Raw genomic sequence first — 20,212 nt, 5'->3', positions numbered from 1 at the left:
CGAAGGCACCGCCGAGCACGACGCACATGACGAGGAAGATGTCGGCGGCGATCACGAACAGCCAGGCGAAGTTGTTCAGCACCCAGGCCCGGCGGGGTCCGCCACCCGTGGTGTCCGGGGAGGGCGGCCCTCGAACATCGGGCCGGATGGTCGTAGCATCCGGCCATGCCGAATGGTCAGCACGGTCCGTCGCCCAGCCAGCCCGCCGGAGGCCAGTGGTACCCCCCGGAGTGGCCCGACCGCATCCGCGCGCTCGCGGACGGTTCCCTCACTCCGGTCGCCCCCAGACGCGCCGCCACCGTCATGCTGCTCCGCGACACCCCCGCCGGGCCCGCCGTGCACATGCTCCGCCGTCGTACCTCCATGGCCTTCGCCGGCGGCGCGTACGCCTACCCCGGCGGCGGCGTCGACTCCCGTGACGAGGAGCACCAGGTCGGCTGGGCGGGGCCCTCGCGGGAGAGCTGGGCCGCGCGGCTCGGGACCGACCCGGCGACCGCCCAGGCCATCGTCTGCGGCGCCGTACGGGAGACCTTCGAGGAGGCCGGGGTCCTGCTCGCGGGGCAGACCGCGGACACCGTCGTCGGCGACACCACCGGGGACGACTGGGAGGCCGACCGCGAGGCACTCGTAGGGCGTGAGCTGTCCTTCGCGGAGTTCCTCGACCGGCGCGGTCTGCTGCTGCGCTCGGACCTGCTCGGGGCGTGGGCCCGCTGGATCACCCCCGAGTTCGAGCCGCGCCGCTACGACACGTGGTTCTTCGTCGCGGCCCTCCCGGAGGGCCAGCGCACCCGCAACGCCTCCACCGAGGCCGACCGGACCGTCTGGATCCGCCCGGCCGAGGCCGCGGCGGGGTACGACAAGGGCGAGCTGCTGATGATGCCGCCCACCATCTCCACGCTGCGCTCGCTGGAGCCGCACGTCAGCGCCGCCGAGGCGCTCGCCGCAGCCGCGGAGCAGGACCTGACCCCGGTGCTGGCCCAGGCCTCCCTGGAGGGCGGCGAGCTGGTACTCAGCTGGCCGGGCCATGATGAGTTCACCAAGCGCGTCCGTCCGGGAGGCCCCGCATGACCGATGCCACCGACCTGCCCGGCCGGCCCCGCGGAGTGGTCTCCTCCGGTCCGGCCACCGCCCGCGCCGTCAACATCCTGGCCCCCAACCCCTCGGCCATGACCCTGGACGGCACCAACACCTGGCTCGTCTCCGAGCCGGACTCCGAGCTGGCCGTCGTCATCGACCCCGGCCCGCTGGACGAGGCGCACCTGCGGACCGTCATCGCCACCGCCGAGCAGGCCGGCAAGCGGATCGCGCTGACCCTGCTCACCCACGGCCACCCGGACCACGCCGCGGGCGCCGGCCGCTTCGCGGAGCTCACCGGCACCAAGGTGCGCGCCCTCGACCCGGCGCTGCGTCTCGGCGACGAAGGCCTGGCTCCGGGGAACGCGATCCGGATCGGCGGCCTGGAGATGATCGTCGTCTCCACCCCCGGGCACACCGCGGACTCCCTCTGCTTCCACCTGCCCGCCGACCGGGCCGTGGTGACCGGCGACACCATCCTGGGCCGCGGAACCAGCGTCGTCGCGCATCCCGACGGCCGCCTCGGGGACTACCTGGACTCCCTGCGCCGCCTGCGCTCCCTCACCGTCGACGACGGGGTCCACACGGTGCTCCCGGGCCACGGGCCGGTACTGGAGGACGCGCAGGGCGTCGTCGAGTTCTACCTGGCCCACCGCGCCCACCGGCTCGCCCAGGTCGAGACCGCGGTGGAGAACGGCTTCGTCACCGCCGAGGCGGTCGTCGCCCACGTCTACGCGGACGTGGACCGTGCGCTGTGGCCGATCGCGGAGTGGTCCGTACGCGCGCAGCTCGAGTACCTTCAAGATCACGGACTGATTCCTGGGGGACCCGAATGAACACGATGTTCCTGCTGCTCGCCCTGCTCGCCCTGCTCGCGACGGGAGGCTGGATCACCTCGACCGTCGCGCTGCGGATCAAGGCGCTGGAGCACAAGGCGGACCGGCTGGAGCGCCGCCTGGGGCTGGTCCTGGACCACTTCGGCATCGAGGAGCCGGAGCCCGCCGGGCTCGACGACGTACGGGCCCTCGTACGCGACGGCCGCACGGTCGAGGCCATCAAGGCCTACCGGCGCATCACCGGCGCGGGCCTGGTGGAGGCCAAGCGGGCCGTCGAGGCCCTCGCCGTGACCGAGCAGGTCCAGTCACAGCACTAGGGGGCGTCCGGGCGGGGCGTCTTCGTGCCGTGCCGCGCCGTGTACTCGTCCGCGAGCCACGGCCCGAGGTCCTCGATGTACGCGCGCACCACGTCCGGATCCTCGACCGGATCCAGGGCCACGGCGGCCGCGGCCCGCATGTGCGCGGCGCGGTCCGGGTAGTACCGGGCGAAGATCTCCGCGGACTGGGCGAGATCGCTGGTCCAGCCACCCCACCGGGGCATGACCAGCGTGAACCCGGTGCGCACCAGGTGGCGGGCGAAGAACCGGCTCATCCGGCGGTACTCGGCGGGCTCCCGGGAGGCCGTGAACCGGGCGCGCCACCGGGGCAGCAGCGCTGCCAGGTCGCCGTTGGTCTCGCGGGCGAGCAGGCTGTCCGGCCGGTACCGGGGGAGGTGCTCGGCCAGGTCGGCTCCGAGCAGGGGAGTGCACAGGCAGGCGAGGAACCAGCCCAGGTCGTGACGTTCCCGCTCGCTCAGCAGCGTGTCCTTGCCGTACAGCAGGATGCCGACGCCGTCGATCTGCGGGAACTCCTCGTCCAGCCTCCGCCCGAGCACCTCGGCCGTGTCCCGGTCCTCGTCGGTGGGCTCCCGGTGCAGGGCCAGCAGCAGATCGAGGTCGGAGCGCCCCGGCCGGGCGGTCCCGCGCGGCACGGACCCGTAGAGGTAGGCGCTGTGCAGCCGGCTCCCGTAGGCCTCGGCGATCCGGGCCCGCGCGGCCGCGACGAGGTCCGTGAACGGCGCCCGCACCCGCCCGAGCGAACCCTCCCGCTCGAAGTACCCGTACGAGTCCAGCCCTGTGCGCTCCATGGCCCTTACTGTGCCGCCCGGACGCTGCCCCGCCCACGCGTTTACGGCCCCGTGGCGCTGTCCCCGGACATGCGGAAGGGGCCCTGCCCGGCTTGCGGGCAGGACCCCTTCACGACGGTACGACGAGAGCCGGCGTCAGCGCGAGCGCTTCGCCAGCCGCTCCACGTCCAGCAGGATCACGGCACGCGCTTCCAGGCGGAGCCAGCCGCGCCCCGCGAAGTCGGCCAGAGCCTTGTTCACGGTCTCGCGGGAGGCGCCGACGAGCTGCGCCAGCTCCTCCTGCGTCAGGTCGTGGACGACGTGGATGCCCTCCTCCGACTGCACGCCGAAGCGGCGCGACAGGTCGAGGAGCGCCCGGGCGACACGGCCGGGAACGTCGGAGAAGACCAGGTCGGACATCTGGTCGTTGGTCTTGCGCAGGCGCCGGGCGACGGCGCGCAGCAGCGCGGTCGCGACCTCGGGCCGGGCGTTGAGCCACGGCTGGAGGTCACCGTGCCCGAGGCCGAGCAGCTTGACCTCGGTCAGGGCGGTGGCGGTGGCGGTACGCGGGCCCGGGTCGAACAGCGACAGCTCGCCGATCAGCTCACCGGGGCCGAGGACGGCCAGCATGTTCTCGCGGCCGTCGGGGGAGGTGCGGTGCAGCTTCACCTTGCCCTCGGTCACGACATACAGCCGGTCGCCGGGGTCGCCCTCGTGGAACAGGGCGTCACCGCGTGCGAGGGTCACCTCGCCCATGGAGGCGCGGAGCTCCGCGGCCTGCTCGTCATCGAGCGCCGCGAAGAGCGGGGCGCGCCGCAGAACGTCGTCCACGAGTCTCTCTCCTATGTCGACCTGCTCAGGGGACCGCTCCCCATTTTGCCGGACGGCTCAAACAGTGCGATCAATCACAAGGATGCCGGACGTACGGGCGTGCTGTGCGGCGAGAGCCCCATCGGAGTGGTGTTACCTGAGGTCCGGGCGGGTGTCAGCGCCCGGCCTTAGGCTGGCCGGGTGTCCAACAAGCCGGTGAGAGCACAGGCCAAGGGGTCCGCGGCAGTGACCGCGCCCCATAATTCAGCCATGGGCGAACAGGCCTCCATGGAGCCGTCTGCGACGGTCCTGCCCGCCCCCCAGGGCAAAGCTTCGGCCAAGAAACCGAAGGCGGTGGCGTCCGCGAAGCCGGAATCCCGCCTCGCCATGATCCGCAGGGCCCGCCGCATCAACCGCGAGCTGGCCGAGCTGTACCCGTACGCCCATCCGGAGCTGGATTTCCGCAATCCCTTCGAGCTCCTGGTCGCCACCGTCCTCTCGGCGCAGACGACGGACCTACGGGTGAACCAGACGACCCCGGCGCTGTTCGCCGCCTACCCGGCGCCCGAGGACATGGCGGCGGCCCCTCCGGAACATCTGGAGGAGCTGATCCGGCCGACCGGGTTCTTCCGGGCCAAGTCGAAGGCCCTCATCGGCCTCTCGCAGGCCCTGCGGGACAACTTCGGCGGGGAGGTGCCGGGCCGGATAGAAGACCTGGTGACCCTGCCGGGGGTCGGCCGCAAAACGGCGAACGTGGTCCTCGGCAACGCCTTCGGAGTCCCCGGGATCACCGTCGACACGCACTTCGGCCGGCTGGTGCGCCGCTGGAAGTGGACCGAGCAGCAGGACCCGGAGAAGGTCGAGGCGGAGATCTGCGCGATCTTCCCCAAGAGCGAGTGGACGATGCTCTCGCACCGGGTCGTCTTCCACGGCCGCCGGGTCTGCCATGCGCGCAGGCCCGCCTGCGGCGCCTGCCCCATCGCCCCGCTCTGCCCGGCGTACGGGGAGGGCGAGACCGACCCGGAGAAGGCGAAGAAGCTGCTGAAGTACGAGATGGGCGGCTATCCGGGGCAGCGCCTGAACCCGCCGCCCGACTACCCGGGCCTCCCGGCCCCGCCGCTGGGAGCTCCTACGACGGCCTGAGCGCGGCACGACGGCCCGAGGGCGGCGCAGGGAGGCCCTCGGAACGAATCGGTACCCGGACCGCGTTCAGCGGTGTGGGAGAACACGGACAGGGGTGCCTATGACACGCGGTACACGGGACGAAACCACGGCGCCGGCCCGTGAGGGCGACGGCCTGACCCTCACCACCACAGGCCTGCCCGCCTGGCTCGACCCCGTGGCGGCCGCCGCGCGGACCGTCCAGCCCCGCCAGCTCAGCCGCTTCCTGCCCCCCGAGGACGGCCGCGGCCGCCAGTCCGCCGTGCTGATCCTCTTCGGTGAGGGCCCGCGCGGCCCGGAGCTGCTGCTCCAGGAGCGTGCGGGCAGCCTGCGCTCGCATGCCGGCCAGCCGTCCTTCCCGGGCGGCGCGCTCGATCCGCAGGACGGCGATCCGCAGACCACCGGCCCGCTGCGCGCCGCGCTGCGGGAGGCGCAGGAGGAGACCGGCCTGGATCCGGCCGGTGTGCAGCTCTTCGGGGTGCTGCCCCGGCTCTACATCCCGGTCAGCGAGTTCGTCGTGACCCCGGTGCTCGGCTGGTGGCGCGCCCCTTCCCCGGTCGGCGCGGTGGACCCGGCGGAGACGGCCCGCGTGTTCACGGTTCCGGTGGCGGACCTCACGGATCCGGACCACCGGGTCACCGTGGTGCATCCGAGCGGCCATCAGGGCCCGGCGTTCACCGTCGAATCGGCGCTGGTCTGGGGCTTCACCGCGGGCGTGATCGACCGGATCCTGCACTTCGCGGGCTGGGAGCGTCCGTGGGACCGCTCACGTCACGTCCCGCTCGACTGGCGCGCGTGAGACGGTGACCACGTGAACGTGCTGGACATCCTGTTGCTGCTCGCCGCCGTGTGGTTCGCGATCGTCGGCTACCGCCAGGGGTTCGTCGTCGGCATCCTGTCGGTGATCGGCTTCCTCGGCGGTGGCCTCGTCGCCGTGTCCCTGCTGCCTCTGATCTGGGACCAGGTGACCGACAACGGCACCGAGGCGTCCACCACGGTGGTCGTCATCGCCGTGGTGGTGATCATCATCTGCGCCTCGATCGGCCAGGCCCTGACCACCCACCTCGGCAGCCGGCTCCGGCGGTCCATCACGTGGTCACCGGCCCGCGCGCTCGACGCGACCGGCGGGGCGCTGGTCAACGTCGTCGCGATGTTGCTGGTGGCCTGGCTGATCGGCTCGGCGCTCGCCGGGACCTCCTTGCCGACGCTGGGCAAGGAGGTCCGTAACTCCAAGGTGCTGCTGGGCGTGTCGCGGGTGCTCCCCGATCAGGCCGACACCTGGTTCTCGGACTTCAGTTCGACTCTTGCCCGCAACGGCTTCCCACAGGTCTTCAGTCCGTTCTCGAACGAGCCCATCACCGAGGTGAAGGCGCCCGACCCGGCGCTCGCCCAGAACGGTGTCGCGGAGCGGGCCAAGCTCTCGATCGTGAAGGTCGTCGGCACGGCGCCCAGTTGCAGCAAGGTTCTGGAGGGCACCGGCTTCGTCTTCGCACCCGGCAAGGTGATGACGAACGCGCACGTCGTCGGCGGGGTCGGCGAGCCGACCGTGCAGATCGGCGGCGAGGGCAAGCTCTACGACGGCACCGTCGTGCTCTACGACTGGGAGCGCGACATCGCCGTCCTGGACGTGCCCAAGCTGAAGGCCCCGGTGCTGGAATTCACCGAGAAGGACGCGGTCGGCGGCAGCGACGCGATCGTCGCCGGCTTCCCCGAGAACGGCGCGTACGACGTCCGCGCGGCGCGCGTCCGCGGCCGGATCAACGCCAACGGCCCGGACATCTACCACCAGGGCACCGTCCGGCGCGACGTCTACTCGCTCTACGCGACCGTCCGCCAGGGCAACTCCGGCGGACCGCTGCTGGCGCCCGACGGCAAGGTGTACGGGGTCGTCTTCGCGAAGTCGCTCGACGACCCGAACACCGGCTACGCCCTGACGGTGGACGAGATCCGCGAGGACATCCGCATCGGGAAGACCGCCGACCGGCGGGTCGACAGCCGGGGCTGCGCCCTCTGACCGTACGAGGGACGCCTCCCACGGGAGCGTCGCCTACGCGTCTACATGCGGGGATGGCGCAGCCGGGCCGAAACCCAGCGGGCCCGGCGGCGCAGGATGCGTGGGATCCCGAGCCGGAGGTCGTGGGCGACCTGGTCGGCCCTGTCGTGATCGCCAGGCGCTGTGGCCGGGCGGCGTTCGCGTGCGGTGTCACGGTGGTCGTGCGTCCAGCTCATACAACGAGCTGTGCCCGGGGCCCAAGGTCCATAACCCCGTCCCGCGCGGCTAATTGGCCTATGCGCCGGGCAATTGAATGGTTGTAAGACAGGCGCATGACCAACCTGTCGGTCCATCAGCCGGTCCATCAGCGGTCCGGCTCAGGGTCCTTGAGCCAGTTCACCAGCTCGGTCGAGAAGGCGGCCGGATCCTCCTCGTGCGGGAAGTGCCCCAGACCGTCGAAGAGCCGCCAGCGGTAAGGGGCTTCGACGTACTCGCCCGAACCCGCCGCGCTGCGCGTACGCATCACCGGGTCCAGCGAGCCGTGCAGATGCAGCGTCGGGACCCGTACGGGCCGCTTCATCCGCCGGTTGAACTGCAGCCCGTCCGGCCTGGCCATCGACCGCATCATCCAGCGGTACGGCTCGATCGAGCAGTGCGCGGTGGACGGGATGCACATCGCCCGCCGGTACGCGGCGAGCGCCTCCTCGTTCCCGGCGTCCGTGTCCGCCAGCCGCCGGGGCCCGGACCAGTCCTGGATCAGCTCCCCTACGAGAGCCCCGTGGTCCGCGACGAGCTTGCGCTCGGGGATGAACGGCCGCTGGAAGCCCCAGATGTGCGAACTGGCCCGCGTCTGCCCGAAGTCGGCCAGCATCGCCGAGCGCCAGCGGCGCGGGTGCGGCATGGAGGAGACCACCAGGCGCCGCACCAGCTTGGGGCGCATCACGGCCGCCGTCCAGGCGAGGTATCCGCCGAGGTCGTGACCGACCAGGGCGGCGTCCGGTTCGCCGAGGGACCGTACGACCCCGGTGATGTCGAGGGCGAGGTTCGCGGGGTCGTAGCCGCGCGGGGTGCGGTCGCTGCCGCCCACCCCGCGCAGGTCCATCGCTACGGCGCGGTATCCGGCGTCGGCGAGCGCGGTCAGCTGGTGCCGCCACGTCCACCAGAACTGCGGGAAGCCGTGCAGCAGCAGCACGAGCGGGCCGTCACCCAGCTCGGCGACGTGGAAGCGGGCACCGTTGGCCGCGACGTCCCGGTGCGTCACCGCCCGCCCGCCGGGGATGGCGAGCCGGACCGCCGAGGCAGCGGTGGGAGGAGTGCTGGAGTCCGGCGTGGGCGCTGTCATGAGGACGAGCGTGCCACACCCACAGCCTTGTCACTCACCGGTCGCTGATGCGGTTTGACGGTCCCGACGAGCGCCGCGGTCTGCTTGACGGAGGCGATGGTCCTCTCCGGCGGCTTGACCTTCTTGATCTTCATCCAGGCAAAGAGCCCGAGCAGGACCGCGATCAGCACGAACGCCGCGCCGACGATCAGGAAGGAGGCCCAGAGCGGCAGCCCGAAATTGTGGATCCCGTACGCCGCGGCGAAGCTCAGCACCGGGAGTGCGAAGAGTACGAGCGCCCCCGCGACGACAGCTGCACCCCCGCCGATGCCCGCGCGCTTGACGTCCAGGCGGAGTTCCGCCTTCGCGAGGGAGATCTCGTCGTGCACCAGGGCGGACATCTCGGCGGTGGCCGAGGCGACCAGCTGGCCGAGTGTGCGCTCGGCTCCCCGCGCCTCTTGGTCCACTGCGCTCATCTCTGACTCCCTCTTTCGTCTGCTGCCGGCGGCTGTCCTCCGTCGTCAGTCAGATCATGCCGGACCGCCGCCCTCCTTGCTGGACCCGGCCGCGGCCATCTCGGCCTTGCGGCGGTGCTCCGCGGCCCTCTCCTCGTAGATCTTGGCCATCCGGAGGTGGTAGTCGGGCTGGTCCTCCTCGTAGATGTCCGGGATGCCGTCGTGGTCCTCGTCCCGCTCCTCCGCCTCGATGAGCGCCTTGTACGTGCGGTTGCGGAGCTTGAGCATGACGCCCGCCATCAGGGCGGCGATGAGGGAGCCGATCAGGACGGCGGCCTTGACCTCGTCGGTGAGGGTGGCATCCCCGGCGAACGCCAGTTCGCCGATCAGGAGGGAGACGGTGAAGCCGATGCCGGCGAGCGTGGCCACGGCGAGTACGTCGGGCCAGGCGAGGTCCTCGTTCAGTTCGGCCTTGGTGAACCGGGCGGCCAGCCAGGTGCCGCCGAAGATGCCGACGGCCTTGCCGACGACGAGGCCGAGGACCACGCCGAGGGTCTCGGGCCGGCTGAAGACCTCCCCGATGGACTCGCCGGAGAGGGAGACTCCGGCGGCGAACAGCGCGAAGAGGGGCACGGCCAGACCGGCCGAGAGGGGTCGGACCAGGTGCTCGATGTGCTCGCCGGGGGAGTGCTCCTCGCCGTCCTTGCGGGTGCAGCGGAGCATCAGGCCCATCGCCACGCCCGCGATGGTGGCGTGCACACCGCTGTTGTACATCAGGCCCCAGATGACCAGGGCGAGCGGGACGTAGACGTACCAGCCGCGGATCTCCCGGCGCAGCAGGAACCAGAACAGGACGAGGCCGGCGGCCGCGCCGCCGAGTGCCAGGAAGTTGATGTCGCTGGTGAAGAACACCGCGATGATCAGGATGGCGAAGAGGTCGTCGACGACCGCGAGCGTCAGGAGGAAGGCGCGCAGGGCGGACGGCAGCGAGGTGCCGATGACCGCGAGGACGGCGAGGGCGAAGGCGATGTCGGTGGCGGTCGGGACCGCCCAGCCGTTCATCGAGCCGTTGCCGAAGGTGTTGACCAGTACGTAGACCAGCGCGGGCACGGCCATGCCGCAGAGGGCGGCGATCACCGGGAGCGCGGCGGCCTTGGGGTCGCGCAGATCGCCCGCCACCAGCTCGCGCTTGAGCTCGATGCCGGCGACGAAGAAGAAGACGGCGAGCAGGCCGTCGGCCGCCCAGTGCTGGAGGGAGAGGTCCAGGCCGAGGGAGGCGGGGCCGATGTGGAAGGACCGGACGCTGTCGTAGCCGCTCGCGAAGGCGGGAACGTTCGCCCAGACCAGAGCGGCGATGGCGGCCACGAGCAGCAGTACGCCGCCGACGGTCTCGGTGCGCAGGGCATCGGCGACGAAGCGACGCTCGGGGAGGGAGAGCCGGCCGAGCAGCTTGCGGCTGGGCGTCGGTGTGCGCGTGGGCGTGTCCACGGTAGGACCTCCGGTTGGTCGACGGCATGACGAATGCAGTTGCCGACCAGACTTCCCGGCGCGCCCTGTGGGTATCGAACGTATCGAACGATCCGAACGTCAGTATTGACGAGTTGTTTACTTTACAGGGTGCGCGCAGTCGTATCGGGTGATCTTCACCTTAAACGGGAGGAGGGTGTCCGGCGCGTTGTGCGCCGGACACCCTCCAGGCCTGTGGCCCCGCTCCGTCAGTCCTCGCTGGAGGCGTCGGGCAGCTTGCTCTGGATCAGGTCCATGACCGAGGAATCGGCCAGCGTGGTGACGTCACCCACCGCGCGGTTCTCCGCCACGTCGCGCAGCAGGCGCCGCATGATCTTGCCCGAGCGGGTCTTCGGCAGCTCCTGCACGGGCAGGATCCGCTTCGGCTTGGCGATCGGGCCGAGCGTGGCGCCGACGTGGTTACGGAGCTCGGAGACCAGGGTGTCGGTCTCGGAGGCGCTGCCGCGCAGGATGACGAAGGCCACGATCGCCTGACCGGTGGTCTCGTCGGCCGCGCCGACGACCGCCGCCTCGGCCACGGAGGGATGCGAGACGAGCGCCGACTCGACCTCGGTCGTCGAGATGTTGTGGCCGGACACCAGCATGACGTCGTCGACCCGGCCGAGCAGCCAGATGTCGCCGTCGTCGTCCTTCTTGGCGCCGTCACCCGCGAAGTACTTGCCCTCGAAGCGCGACCAGTACGTGTCGATGAAGCGCTGGTCGTCACCCCAGATCGTGCGCAGCATCGAGGGCCACGGCTCGGTGAGGACCAGGTAGCCGCCTCCGCCGTTCGGGACCTCGTTCGCCTCGTCGTCCACGACGGTGGCGGAGATTCCGGGCAGGGCGCGCTGCGCCGAGCCCGGCTTGGTCTCGGTGACACCCGGCAGCGGGGAGATCATCATCGCGCCGGTCTCGGTCTGCCACCACGTGTCCACGATCGGGCAGCGGTCGCCGCCGATGTGCTTGCGGTACCAGATCCAGGCCTCGGGATTGATCGGCTCGCCGACCGAGCCCAGCACGCGCAGGCTCGACAGGTCGAACTTCGCGGGGATGTCGTCGCCCCACTTCATGAACGTACGGATCGCCGTGGGCGCGGTGTAGAGGATGGTGACGCCGTACTTCTGCACGACCTCCCAGAACCGGCCCTGGTGCGGGGTGTCCGGGGTGCCCTCGTACATCACCTGGGTGGCGCCGTTGGCGAGCGGCCCGTAGACGATGTACGAGTGCCCGGTCACCCAGCCGATGTCGGCGGTGCACCAGTAGACGTCGGTCTCCGGCTTCAGGTCGAAGACGGCCTGGTGGGTGTACGCGGCCTGGGTGAGGTAGCCGCCGGAGGTGTGCAGGATGCCCTTCGGCTTACCCGTGGTCCCCGAGGTGTACAGGATGAAGAGCGGGTGCTCGGCGTCGAAGGCCTGCGGGGTGTGCTCGGCGGACTGCCGCTCGACGATCTCGTGCCACCAGACGTCCCGGCCCTCGGTGAAGGCGGTGTCCTGGCCGGTACGGCGTACGACGAGGACGTGCTCGACCTGCGGGCACTTGGTGACGGCCTCGTCGATGGCGGGCTTGAGGGCGCTGGGCTTGCCGCGGCGGTATCCGCCGTCGGAGGTGATCACCAGCTTGGCGTCGGCGTCCTGGATGCGGGAGGCGACGGCGTCGGCGGAGAAGCCGCCGAAGACCACGGAGTGCGCGGCGCCGACGCGGGCGCACGCGAGCATCGCGACGACCGCCTCCGGGATCATCGGCAGGTAGACGGCGACCCGGTCTCCGGCCTGCACGCCCAGCTCGGTCAGGGCGTTGGCGGCCTTGGAGACCTCGTCCTTGAGCTCGGCGTACGTGATCGTGCGGCTGTCGCCCGGCTCACCCTCGAAGTGGAGGGCGACGCGGTCGCCGTTGCCGGCCTCGACGTGGCGGTCCACGCAGTTGTACGCGACGTTCAGCTTGCCGTCCGCGAACCACTTCGCGAAGGGCGGATTGCTCCAGTCGAGCGTCTCCGTCGGCTCGGTGGCCCAGGCGAGCCGCCGAGCCTGCTCGGCCCAGAAGCCCAGCCGGTCCGCGTCGGCCTGTGCGTACGCCGCCTCGGTCACGTTGGCGGTGGCGGCCAGATCGGCAGGCGGTGCGAACCGCCGCTCCTCCTTGAGCAGATTGGCCAGGCTGTCATTGCTCACGACATCTCCCTTTCCCAGGGTGTCCGTTGTGTCCCCGGGGCATAGCTCATCAGTTCAGACGCCCAGGTGACAAGGGGTAGCCGAGAATTGGTTTAGACCTATAGCACGGCTGGGCCTCGCGTGGGAACGGCGTACGAAGGCCCCTTCCCGCTGCAGGGTGCGGGAAGGGGCCAACAGCTTGCACGGATACGGGAGGGTATCGGTTCAGAGCTTGTGCGGATCAGGCGTTGTGGCCGACGCTGTCGAAAACCCGACAGTCGAAAAAGTCCTCTCCCTCGGACAGCAGATACGCCTGCGCCTCGCCCACGTGGAAGTACATGCCGTGCAGCTCCAGCGTGCCCTCGGCCAGCCGCCGACCCACCGATTCGTGGGCCCGTAGATGCTCCAGCTGCTGCACCACATTGGTCAGGCACAGCTGCTCCACGGCGTCGGCCGGGAGCCGTCCCGAGATCCGGGCCCAGGCGTGGTGCCGGCTGGCCATCCGCTCCAGGCTGGGCTGGCCGTGCCGCAGCCAGCGGCGCAGCGGGGTCATCGGGGCTCCCGGGCGGGAGTTCAGCAGGGCCTGCATGGCCCCGCAGCCCGAGTGGCCGCAGACGGTGATGCTGTCGACCTGGAGCACGTCCACCGCGTACTCGATGGCGGCCGCCACCGAGTCGTCCGTCGCCTCCGCGCCGGGCGGGGGGACCAGATTGCCGACGTTGCGGACGGTGAACAGGTCGCCGGGGCCGCTGGCCGTGATCATGCTGGTCACCAGGCGGGAGTCCGCGCAGGTCAGGAAGAGCTGTGAGGGCCGCTGTCCTTCGCGCGCGAGTCGGGCCAGCTCGTCGCGCACGCGGGGCGCGGTGTCCCGCTGGAAGGCGCTGATCCCGCTGGCCAGTTGCCCGGCCCCGCGCCGCCGGGCCGGGGCCTGCGCGACGCCTGCCGCGTCCTGCGTGCCGGGCGCGCCTGACTGCGTACGGTCGCCCGCGCCGCTGGGGCTGCCGTGGCCGCCGTGGCTCCCGTGGCCGCCGGAGCTGCCTGAGCCGCCGGGGCCGTCGGTGGTGCCGGAGCCGCCTGTGGTGCGCGTGTCGTCAGCGGTGGGCGTGGCACGGTGGGCGCAGTGGTTCTTCCAGGGCGTCCACGGGCGACAGCAGTGATGCCCTCCGCGCGACGCCCCCCGCTGGGCCGGGTGGTCGGTGCCGTCGCCGCCGAGGGAGCGGCCGGTGAGCTCCAGGGATCCGCCGTGCGCCAGATGGGACTCCTGCCAGTCCTGCAGGGTCTCGTAGGCGGCGTGGTCCATGAACGAGCCGTCGAGCTCGATCACCGCGTGCCCCTGCTGCGGAAGCTGGTTCAGCACCCGGCTCAGCCGGGGCACCGCGAGGAAGGTCAACTGCCCCCGGGCCCGTACCCGGTGGACGCCGTCCCGCTCCTCCACCGTGATCCGGGTCCTGGCCAGCCGGTGGAGGGACACTGCGACGGCCACCGCGATTCCGACGGCCACCCCCTCCAGCACCCCGCCCAGCACCACGGCCACGATCGTCGTCGCGTAGACCAGGGCCTCGCGGTGCCGGGTGACCGTACGCAGGTGCGTGATGCTGACCATCTGGACGCCGACGGCCATCACCAGGGCGGCCAGCGCCGCGAGCGGGATCATGTCGAGGACCGGGACGAACAGCCCGGCCGCGACCAGTACCCACAGCCCGTGCAACATGGCTGATTTCCGGCTGACCGCACCGGCCTTGACGTTGGCCACGCTGCGGACGGCCACACCGGTGACCGGCAGCCCGCCCAGCGCGCCGGAGACGATGTTCGCCGCGCCCTGGCCGCGCAGTTCGCGGTTGAGGTCGGCGCGGGGCGGACGGTCGGCCGTACCCCGCTCGGCGGCGATCAGCTTGTCGGTGGCGACCGTGGACAGCAGGGATTCCACACTGCCGACCAGTGTGATGGTCAGGACCGCGGCGATCAGCCCGAGCACCGGCCCCTCGGGCAGTTCGGGCATCGCGTGGCTGCGCCAGGACGGCAGATCGACGCGGGGCAGGCTGAGCCCCGCCAGGGCCGCGAAGGCGGTGGCCGTGGCGACGGCGGCCAGCGCGGCCGGGATCCTGCGCAGGGCGCGGCCCGTCCGTCCCGGCAGCCGGGGCCATCCCAGCAGCACGCACAGGGTCAACGCGCTCATCCCGAGTGCTGCCGGATGCAGGTCGGCCAACTGGGCGGGCAGCCCGGCCACATTGGCCACGACGGAACTCTGCGGGGTGCCGCCCAGCACGATGTGCAGCTGGGCCACCGCGATGGTCACGCCGATTCCCGCGAGCATGCCGTGCACGATCGCCGGACTCACCATGAGCGCCGACCGGGCGGTGCGCAGGAAGGCGAGCACGAGCTGGCAGCAGCCGGCGAGCACGGTGATGGCACACGTGGTGCGCCACCCGTAGTGCTGGATCAACTCGGCGGTCACCACCGTCAGTCCGGCGGCGGGCCCGCTGACCTGAAGGGGAGCGCCGCCCAGCCGTCCGGCCACGATCCCGCCGACGGCCGCTGCCACCAGCCCGGCCTGAAGGGGGGCTCCGGTGGCCAGTGCGATGCCGAGCGAGAGCGGCAGGGCGATCAGGAAGACGGCGATGGAGGCCGACAGGTCCGCGGAGAAGGTCTTGCGGGGGTCTTCGGTGCTCTTGGTGGCGGCGGTAAGGGCTCGGGCTGTGACGTCTGGGGCTGTCATAGGTTCCCGTCTCCTCTGGGGAGGGATGAAGCGGCGGGAGTCAACACTCAGTAAATGGACGGTAATGGAGAGTAAAGATGAGTGGCGGATAATTCGGGCAAATGGCCTACGAATTAGCACCCAAGGGTGATTAAGCATTTTGTCCGGCTTGTCATACCTTCCTCAAAGTCGACCACGTGGGACGTTGCGGAACGGAAGTCCGCGAGGGAACTGCGAGGGAGAGGTGTGCGGATGATCGCCGCCACGAAGAAGATCGCCGGCGGCCTGGTCGCCACGGCCCTGGTACTCGGTGCCGCCGGATGCGGCGGCTCCGAGCCCGCGAAGTCCGCAGGCCCTGGTGGCCAGAACGCCGGGGCCGGCGCCCCGGGGGCACCCGGCAGCGTCCTCAAGCTCATCGGCGACGGTTCGACCGCGTACACCGGCCCGCAGCCCAAGGTGGAGAAGCCGCAGAAGCTGAAGCCGGGCGAAAAGCCGCCGCAGTTCGTGGTGTTCTCGTGGGACGGGGCCGGCGAGGACAGCCAGAAGCTCTTCTCGCACTTCCGCGATGTCGGCAAGAAGTACAACGCCCGAATGACCTACTTCCTCAGCGGCGTGTACCTGCTGCCGGAGGAGAAACGTTCCCTCTACACGGCTCCCCAGCACGGCTCGGGCCGCTCCGACATCGGCTTCGGCGACCTCGAAGGCATCAAGGACACCGCCACCCAGGTCCGCGCGGCCTGGCTGGACGGCAACGAGATCGGCACCCACTTCAACGGCCACTTCTGCGGTCCCGACGGCGGCGTCGGCACCTGGTCCGTGGACGAGTGGAAGAGCGAGATCAACCAGGCCAAGGCCTTCGTCAAGAACTGGAAGACGAACGCCGGCCTGAAGGGCATGGAGCCGCTGCCCTTCGACTACGACAAGGAACTCGTCGGCGCCCGCACGCCCTGCCTCGAAGGGCAGAAGAACTTCATGCTGGCCGCCAAGGACATGGGCTTCCGCTACGACTCCAGCGGCATCAGCAAGCAGATCTGGCCCAAGAAGACGGACGGGCTCTGGGACATCCCGCTCCAACTGGTGCCCATTCCCGGCCGCGCCTTCGAGACGCTGAGCATGGACTACAACTTCATGGTCAACCAGTCGGGGACCACCTCGCAGGGCGACCCCTCGCAGCACCGGTACTGGGGCGACCAGATGCGCGACGGCCTGCGACAAGCCTTCGACCGCGCCTATCAGGGCAACCGCGCACCGCTGATCATCGGCAACCACTTCGAGTCGTGGAACGGCGGCACCTACATGCGCGCCGTCGAGGAGTCCATCAAGAGCATGTGCACCCAGAAGGAGGTCCGCTGCGTGCCGTTCCGCGAGCTGGCCGACTGGCTGGACGCCCAGGACCCCAAGGTCGTCACGTGGATGCGCACCCTCGACGTCGGTGAGTCACCGCAGCAGGGGTGGGCGAAGTTCCTCACCGCGGGGCCGCCGGCGCCGCCGGCCGCCCCCTCGGCTCCCGGCACGGTCAAGCCGGCTGCGGAGTCGGACGAGGACTGACGAGGTTCCGTCCCTCCTGAAGGACGAACCCGGGGTCGACCTGGTCCGCCAGGTCGACCCCGGTCTTGGCGTTCCCCCAGCTCTCCGCGTTGCGCAGGTGGAAGTGCACCATCTGCTCGGTGTACTTCGCCCAGTCACGGTCGGCGTACGAGTCCTCGGCCGCGTCCTGGAGCGCCTGCAGCGCGAGCCGGTTCGTGGCCTCCAGCAGCTCGAACGGAGCCGGGCGGCCCTTCTCCATCGCCCGCACCCAGTCGGAATGCCCGAAGGTGACCAGCAGGTCCTCGCCCACCTCGTCCTGGAGGAACTCGATGTCCTCCGGCCCCTGGACCTTGTTGCCGACCACCTTGAGCGCGACCCCGAAGTCCCGGGCGTACTCCTTGTACTGGCGGTAGACGGAGACGCCCTTGCGGGTGGGCTCGGCGACCAGGAAGGTCACGTCGAAGCGGGTGAACATGCCGGAGGCGAAGGAGTCGGAACCGGCGGTCATGTCGACGACGACGTACTCGTCCGGGCCGTCGACCAGGTGGTTGAGGCACAGCTCGACCGCGCCGACCTTGGAGTGGTAGCAGGCCACGCCGAGATCGGCCTCGGTGAACGGTCCGGTGGCCATCAGTCGTACGGGGTCCCCGTCGAGGAGCAGCGTGCGCGCGCAGGCCTCGTAGACCGGGTTGTCCTCGGTCACCCGCAGCAGGCGGGAACCGGCGCCGGGGGGCGTGGTCTTGATCATGCTGTCGGTGGACGTGATGCGCGGGTTGGACCCGCGCAGGTACTCCTTGATCAGGGGCAGGTGCGCCCCGAGGGCGGGCAGTGCGGCGGCCTCGTCGTCGGCGAGTCCGAGGGCGGGGCCCAGGTGCTGGTTGATGTCGGCGTCCACCGCGACGACGGGGGCTTCATTGGCTGCGAGGTGGCGGATGAAGAGGGAGGACAGCGTCGTCTTGCCGCTGCCGCCCTTTCCCACGAAAGCGATCTTCATGTTCACCAAGGGTAGTGGAACGGTAGCGTCCCGTGGTCAAGCCGAGTGAAGAAGACCACTCCAAGGAGGGGTCGGTGCCAAGGGTCCGCAGTGCGTAGGCTCCTTACTTATGAGTAGCGCTTCTGACCCGCTGGCCTCGCTGGCCGGGCTTCCGGGTGTCGCCGAGTCCGTGGATTCCGTACGCAAGGCAGTGGACCGGGTCTACGGGCACCGGGTGATGCGCCGGCGCAGCGGGGAGATCACCTCGGAGGCCGCGCTGCGCGGTGCTCGGGGCAGCGCCGCCCTGTCCGGGGCCGACTGGGCGCTGGAGGAGGTGCGCCGCCGGACCGACTTCAGTGCGGAGGCGGAGGCGCGGACGGTGGGCGCGGCCCTGCGTCTGACGGCCGAGGCCGGTCAGCTGCTGAGCATCTGGCGCCAGTCGCCGCTACGGGTCCTCGCGCGCCTGCACCTGGTCGCCTCGGGGTCGACCGAGGCCGGGGACGTGGTGGGCCGGCCGCGGCTGGCGGGTGAACCGGTGGACGAGCCCCTGGTGGACCTTCCGCTGCCCAGCGCGGACGAGGTCGCGGGCCGGCTGGACGGGCTGTCCCGGCTGATCATCGCGGGCGGTTCCGCTCCCGCCTTGATCACGGGGGCCGTGGTGCACGGGGAGCTGCTGGCCCTGCGGCCCTTCGGCTCGTACAACGGGCTGGTCGCGCGTGCTGCCGAGCGGATCGTGCTGATCAACAGCGGCCTCGACCCCAAGGCGATCTGTCCGGCGGAGGTGGGTCACGCGGAGCAGGGGCGCGCGGCGTACCTGACGGCCTTCGAGGGGTACGTCTCCGGCACCGCGGAAGGAATGGCGGCCTGGATCGCGCACTGCGGCCGGGCGATCGAACTCGGAGTCCGCGAGTCGACGGCGGTCTGCGAGGCGCTCCAGCGGGGCGCGGCCTGAGCCTGAGCTCCCACCAAGGTGGCCGGGAATGGGTTGCGGCGACACCGTCTTGCGTTGGTGTCGCCGCTGGCATTCACGCCGAGTTACCAAGCGTCCTCGATGGTTGCCCATCAGGTCGGGGACTTTGCCCGTCACCTGGTGCGGCTGGCCCGTAATCGACGGGTCGACGTCGCGTGGGTGCTCGGCGTTCATGCTTCGGTCCGTGGGCCTTACTGCGTTTTAAAGATGATCCTCTCGGATGTTCTTTGGTCTCGCGGGCCGTTAACTCATTTGTACTCCGCCGCGGTCCGGAGCGAAACCCCTGGCCTGAGTTCTTTACCTTTCGGGGCAAATCCAATTGAACGGGACATCCTGTATCCCCATGGGTCGGGACAGCCCCCAGGTGGTCGCCGGCCGGGAGTCGGGCAGATTCAGGAGGTCGCGGCGGCGATCATGGCCCGACGCCGGCTCGCGTACCAGACCAGTCCGGCGGTGGCCGCTGCCGCTCCGACCGCCGCGGCGGCGACGAGCGCGGGTCGCGCGGGCATCGACAGCCCCGGCAGCCGCTGCTTGAGCCGTACGGGCTTGTTGAACACCAGCACCGGCCACTCCCGCGCGACCGCCTCGCGCCTGAGCGCCCGGTCGGGATTGACCGCGTGCGGGTGCCCCACGGCCTCCAGCATCGGCACGTCGGTGATCGAGTCGCTGTAGGCGTAGCAGCGCGCGAGGTCGTACCCCTCGGACTCCGCGAGCTCGCGGACGGCTTCCGCCTTCGTGGGGCCGTAGGCGTAGTACGCGATCTCTCCGGTGAAGCAGCCGTCCTCGCCGACCACCATGCGGGTGGCGACGACCCGGTCCGCACCGAGCATCTCCCCGATCGGCTCGACGACTTCGGCGCCGGAGGTCGACACGATCACCACGTCACGCCCGGCGGTGTGGTGGGCCTCGATCAGCGACGCGGCCTCGTCGTAGATGATGGGGTCGATCAGGTCGTGCAGCGCTTCGGCGACGATCTCCCGCACCTGCTGCACGTTCCACCCCTTGCACAAGGCGGACAGGTACTCGCGCATGCGCTCCATCTGGTCGTGGTCGGCGCCGCCGGCCAGGAAGATGAACTGGGTGTACGCGGTCCGCAGCACGGCCCGCCGGTTGATCAGGCCGCCCTGGTAGAAGGACTTGCTGAACGTCAGAGTGCTGGACTTCGCAATGACCGTCTTGTCCAGGTCGAAGAAGGCGGCGGTCCGAGGCGAGGAGTGCGGCAAGGGCTGATTTTCCACGAGCCGAGCATATGCGCCCACCATTCGGCGTAAGGTGTGGCGCGTGGGTTTGCCTGAGAGGGCTCTCGGGTACACCATGGAAGTCACGGATCGTTCGCGACCGTGCTAACCCGGTCTGGCTCCTCCCCCCCCGAGTCGGACCGTGGGGACGACCCCCGCTCTCCCCCCCGGCGGGGGTCGTCGCATGTCCGGACGCGGTTTGCGTCCCATGCCTTCGGCCTTCAGAGACCATCTGCCCGGCCCTTCCCCTTCAGTGGGCCCGCACGGCGAAGGCCCTCACCCTCTCGAACTCGTCACGCTCCGTAGTGGTTCCGCCGCGCTGTGGAACTCACCTGATGGGGTGGCGAAGTTATTCACAACCGGCCTCTTGTCCACAGTTTTCGACCAAGATCCACTTCATTTTC

17 protein-coding genes are annotated in these 20,212 nt (G+C 70.6%); 8 read left to right on the top strand and 9 right to left on the bottom strand.

The genetic code is table 11. The annotated features are described in order from the left end of the window. Window positions 1–165: 165 nt before the first annotated feature. Genes ACWDYJ_RS21335 through ACWDYJ_RS21325 form a run of 3 tightly spaced genes read left to right on the top strand, consistent with a single transcriptional unit; the run spans window position 166 to window position 2,227 of the window. Window positions 166–1,068: an NUDIX hydrolase gene (locus ACWDYJ_RS21335; protein WP_451567153.1), complete on the top strand. Its 903-nt coding sequence runs from the start codon at window positions 166–168 to the stop codon at window positions 1,066–1,068. Continuing rightward, window positions 1,065–1,910 (top strand): MBL fold metallo-hydrolase, encoded by an 846-nt coding sequence (locus ACWDYJ_RS21330; RefSeq protein WP_451567152.1) that lies wholly within the window; start codon window positions 1,065–1,067, stop codon window positions 1,908–1,910. The genes ACWDYJ_RS21335 and ACWDYJ_RS21330 overlap by 4 nt, the downstream gene beginning before the upstream one ends. Then, a complete protein-coding gene (locus tag ACWDYJ_RS21325; RefSeq protein WP_451567151.1) occupies window positions 1,907–2,227 on the top strand; it encodes a hypothetical protein in 321 nt (106 codons plus the stop codon). Before ACWDYJ_RS21330 ends, ACWDYJ_RS21325 begins: the two co-directional genes overlap by 4 nt. Here the strand turns inward: ACWDYJ_RS21325 and ACWDYJ_RS21320 are convergent. Beyond that, the gene (locus ACWDYJ_RS21320) at window positions 2,224–3,036 is read right to left on the bottom strand and encodes a nucleotidyltransferase domain-containing protein (RefSeq protein WP_451567150.1); all 813 of its coding nucleotides are present in this window, start codon (window positions 3,034–3,036) and stop codon (window positions 2,224–2,226) included. The genes ACWDYJ_RS21325 and ACWDYJ_RS21320 overlap by 4 nt on opposite strands. 135 nt (window positions 3,037–3,171) lie before the next feature. After that, window positions 3,172–3,846, bottom strand: coding sequence for a Crp/Fnr family transcriptional regulator (locus ACWDYJ_RS21315; RefSeq protein ID WP_003981529.1), 675 nt, complete (start codon window positions 3,844–3,846; stop codon window positions 3,172–3,174). A gap of 249 nt (window positions 3,847–4,095) precedes the next feature. Between ACWDYJ_RS21315 and nth the strand changes: the two genes are divergently transcribed. The 3 genes from nth (at window position 4,096) to ACWDYJ_RS21300 (ending at window position 7,000) form a co-directional block, all read left to right on the top strand. Continuing rightward, window positions 4,096–4,968, top strand: a complete 873-nt coding sequence (gene nth / locus ACWDYJ_RS21310) for an endonuclease III (RefSeq protein WP_451567149.1) — start codon at window positions 4,096–4,098, stop codon at window positions 4,966–4,968. A gap of 100 nt (window positions 4,969–5,068) precedes the next feature. After that, window positions 5,069–5,785, top strand: coding sequence for an NUDIX hydrolase (locus ACWDYJ_RS21305; RefSeq protein WP_451567148.1), 717 nt, complete (start codon window positions 5,069–5,071; stop codon window positions 5,783–5,785). 12 nt (window positions 5,786–5,797) lie between these two features. Then, entirely contained in the window at window positions 5,798–7,000 is a 1,203-nt protein-coding gene (locus ACWDYJ_RS21300) for a MarP family serine protease (protein ID WP_451567147.1), read from the top strand. A gap of 343 nt (window positions 7,001–7,343) precedes the next feature. Here ACWDYJ_RS21300 and ACWDYJ_RS21295 read toward each other — a convergent pair whose 3' ends face one another. From ACWDYJ_RS21295 to ACWDYJ_RS21275, 5 genes are all read right to left on the bottom strand, one after another. After that, window positions 7,344–8,321, bottom strand: a complete 978-nt coding sequence (locus ACWDYJ_RS21295) for an alpha/beta fold hydrolase (RefSeq protein ID WP_451567146.1) — start codon at window positions 8,319–8,321, stop codon at window positions 7,344–7,346. Further along, complete coding sequence (locus ACWDYJ_RS21290; protein WP_451567145.1) at window positions 8,318–8,776, bottom strand: phage holin family protein; 459 nt, start codon at window positions 8,774–8,776, stop codon at window positions 8,318–8,320. The genes ACWDYJ_RS21295 and ACWDYJ_RS21290 overlap by 4 nt, the downstream gene beginning before the upstream one ends. A gap of 54 nt (window positions 8,777–8,830) precedes the next feature. Next, window positions 8,831–10,243 (bottom strand): Na+/H+ antiporter NhaA, encoded by a 1,413-nt coding sequence (gene nhaA, locus ACWDYJ_RS21285; RefSeq protein ID WP_451567144.1) that lies wholly within the window; start codon window positions 10,241–10,243, stop codon window positions 8,831–8,833. 227 nt (window positions 10,244–10,470) lie between these two features. Beyond that, on the bottom strand, window positions 10,471–12,426 hold the full coding sequence (gene acs / locus ACWDYJ_RS21280) for an acetate--CoA ligase (RefSeq protein ID WP_451567143.1): 1,956 nt from the start codon (window positions 12,424–12,426) through the stop codon (window positions 10,471–10,473). 220 nt (window positions 12,427–12,646) lie between these two features. Next, entirely contained in the window at window positions 12,647–15,121 is a 2,475-nt protein-coding gene (locus tag ACWDYJ_RS21275) for a SulP family inorganic anion transporter (protein WP_451567142.1), read from the bottom strand. Window positions 15,122–15,352: 231 nt separating this feature from the next. On the opposite strand from ACWDYJ_RS21275, the gene ACWDYJ_RS21270 reads away from it, so the two are divergent. Continuing rightward, window positions 15,353–16,648 (top strand): hypothetical protein, encoded by a 1,296-nt coding sequence (locus ACWDYJ_RS21270; RefSeq protein WP_451567141.1) that lies wholly within the window; start codon window positions 15,353–15,355, stop codon window positions 16,646–16,648. Here ACWDYJ_RS21270 and ACWDYJ_RS21265 read toward each other — a convergent pair. Continuing rightward, window positions 16,617–17,621, bottom strand: coding sequence for an ATP-binding protein (locus tag ACWDYJ_RS21265; protein WP_451567140.1), 1,005 nt, complete (start codon window positions 17,619–17,621; stop codon window positions 16,617–16,619). The two genes, ACWDYJ_RS21270 and ACWDYJ_RS21265, sit on opposite strands and share 32 nt — an antisense overlap. A 109-nt stretch (window positions 17,622–17,730) precedes the next feature. Between ACWDYJ_RS21265 and ACWDYJ_RS21260 the strand changes: the two genes are divergently transcribed. Beyond that, window positions 17,731–18,552, top strand: a complete 822-nt coding sequence (locus tag ACWDYJ_RS21260) for an oxidoreductase (protein ID WP_451567139.1) — start codon at window positions 17,731–17,733, stop codon at window positions 18,550–18,552. Between the two features lie 410 nt (window positions 18,553–18,962). Here the strand turns inward: ACWDYJ_RS21260 and ACWDYJ_RS21255 are convergent, their stop codons facing one another. Next, window positions 18,963–19,832 (bottom strand): HAD family hydrolase, encoded by an 870-nt coding sequence (locus ACWDYJ_RS21255; RefSeq protein WP_451567138.1) that lies wholly within the window; start codon window positions 19,830–19,832, stop codon window positions 18,963–18,965. Window positions 19,833–20,212: the final 380 nt, after the last annotated feature.

It is taken from the genome of Streptomyces sp. NPDC003042, from assembly GCF_053591315.1.
The sequence above is the reverse complement of the archived record's forward strand: the minus strand, read 5'-3'. Positions and strand labels throughout refer to the sequence as shown.

Bases quoted from the DNA above. Each gene is read 5' to 3' on its own strand.
- ACWDYJ_RS21335 (WP_451567153.1), top strand. From the start codon at position 166: ATGCCGAATGGTCAGCACGGTCCGTCGCCCAGCCAGCCCGCCGGAGGC.
- ACWDYJ_RS21330 (WP_451567152.1), top strand. From the start codon at position 1,065: ATGACCGATGCCACCGACCTGCCCGGCCGGCCCCGCGGAGTGGTCTCC.
- ACWDYJ_RS21325 (WP_451567151.1), top strand. From the start codon at position 1,907: ATGAACACGATGTTCCTGCTGCTCGCCCTGCTCGCCCTGCTCGCGACG.
- ACWDYJ_RS21320 (WP_451567150.1), bottom strand. From the start codon at position 3,036: ATGGAGCGCACAGGGCTGGACTCGTACGGGTACTTCGAGCGGGAGGGT.
- nth (WP_451567149.1), top strand. From the start codon at position 4,096: ATGGGCGAACAGGCCTCCATGGAGCCGTCTGCGACGGTCCTGCCCGCC.
- ACWDYJ_RS21305 (WP_451567148.1), top strand. From the start codon at position 5,069: ATGACACGCGGTACACGGGACGAAACCACGGCGCCGGCCCGTGAGGGC.
- ACWDYJ_RS21295 (WP_451567146.1), bottom strand. From the start codon at position 8,321: ATGACAGCGCCCACGCCGGACTCCAGCACTCCTCCCACCGCTGCCTCG.
- ACWDYJ_RS21290 (WP_451567145.1), bottom strand. From the start codon at position 8,776: ATGAGCGCAGTGGACCAAGAGGCGCGGGGAGCCGAGCGCACACTCGGC.
- ACWDYJ_RS21275 (WP_451567142.1), bottom strand. From the start codon at position 15,121: ATGACAGCCCCAGACGTCACAGCCCGAGCCCTTACCGCCGCCACCAAG.
- ACWDYJ_RS21270 (WP_451567141.1), top strand. From the start codon at position 15,353: ATGATCGCCGCCACGAAGAAGATCGCCGGCGGCCTGGTCGCCACGGCC.
- ACWDYJ_RS21265 (WP_451567140.1), bottom strand. From the start codon at position 17,621: ATGAAGATCGCTTTCGTGGGAAAGGGCGGCAGCGGCAAGACGACGCTG.
- ACWDYJ_RS21260 (WP_451567139.1), top strand. From the start codon at position 17,731: ATGAGTAGCGCTTCTGACCCGCTGGCCTCGCTGGCCGGGCTTCCGGGT.
- ACWDYJ_RS21255 (WP_451567138.1), bottom strand. From the start codon at position 19,832: ATGGTGGGCGCATATGCTCGGCTCGTGGAAAATCAGCCCTTGCCGCAC.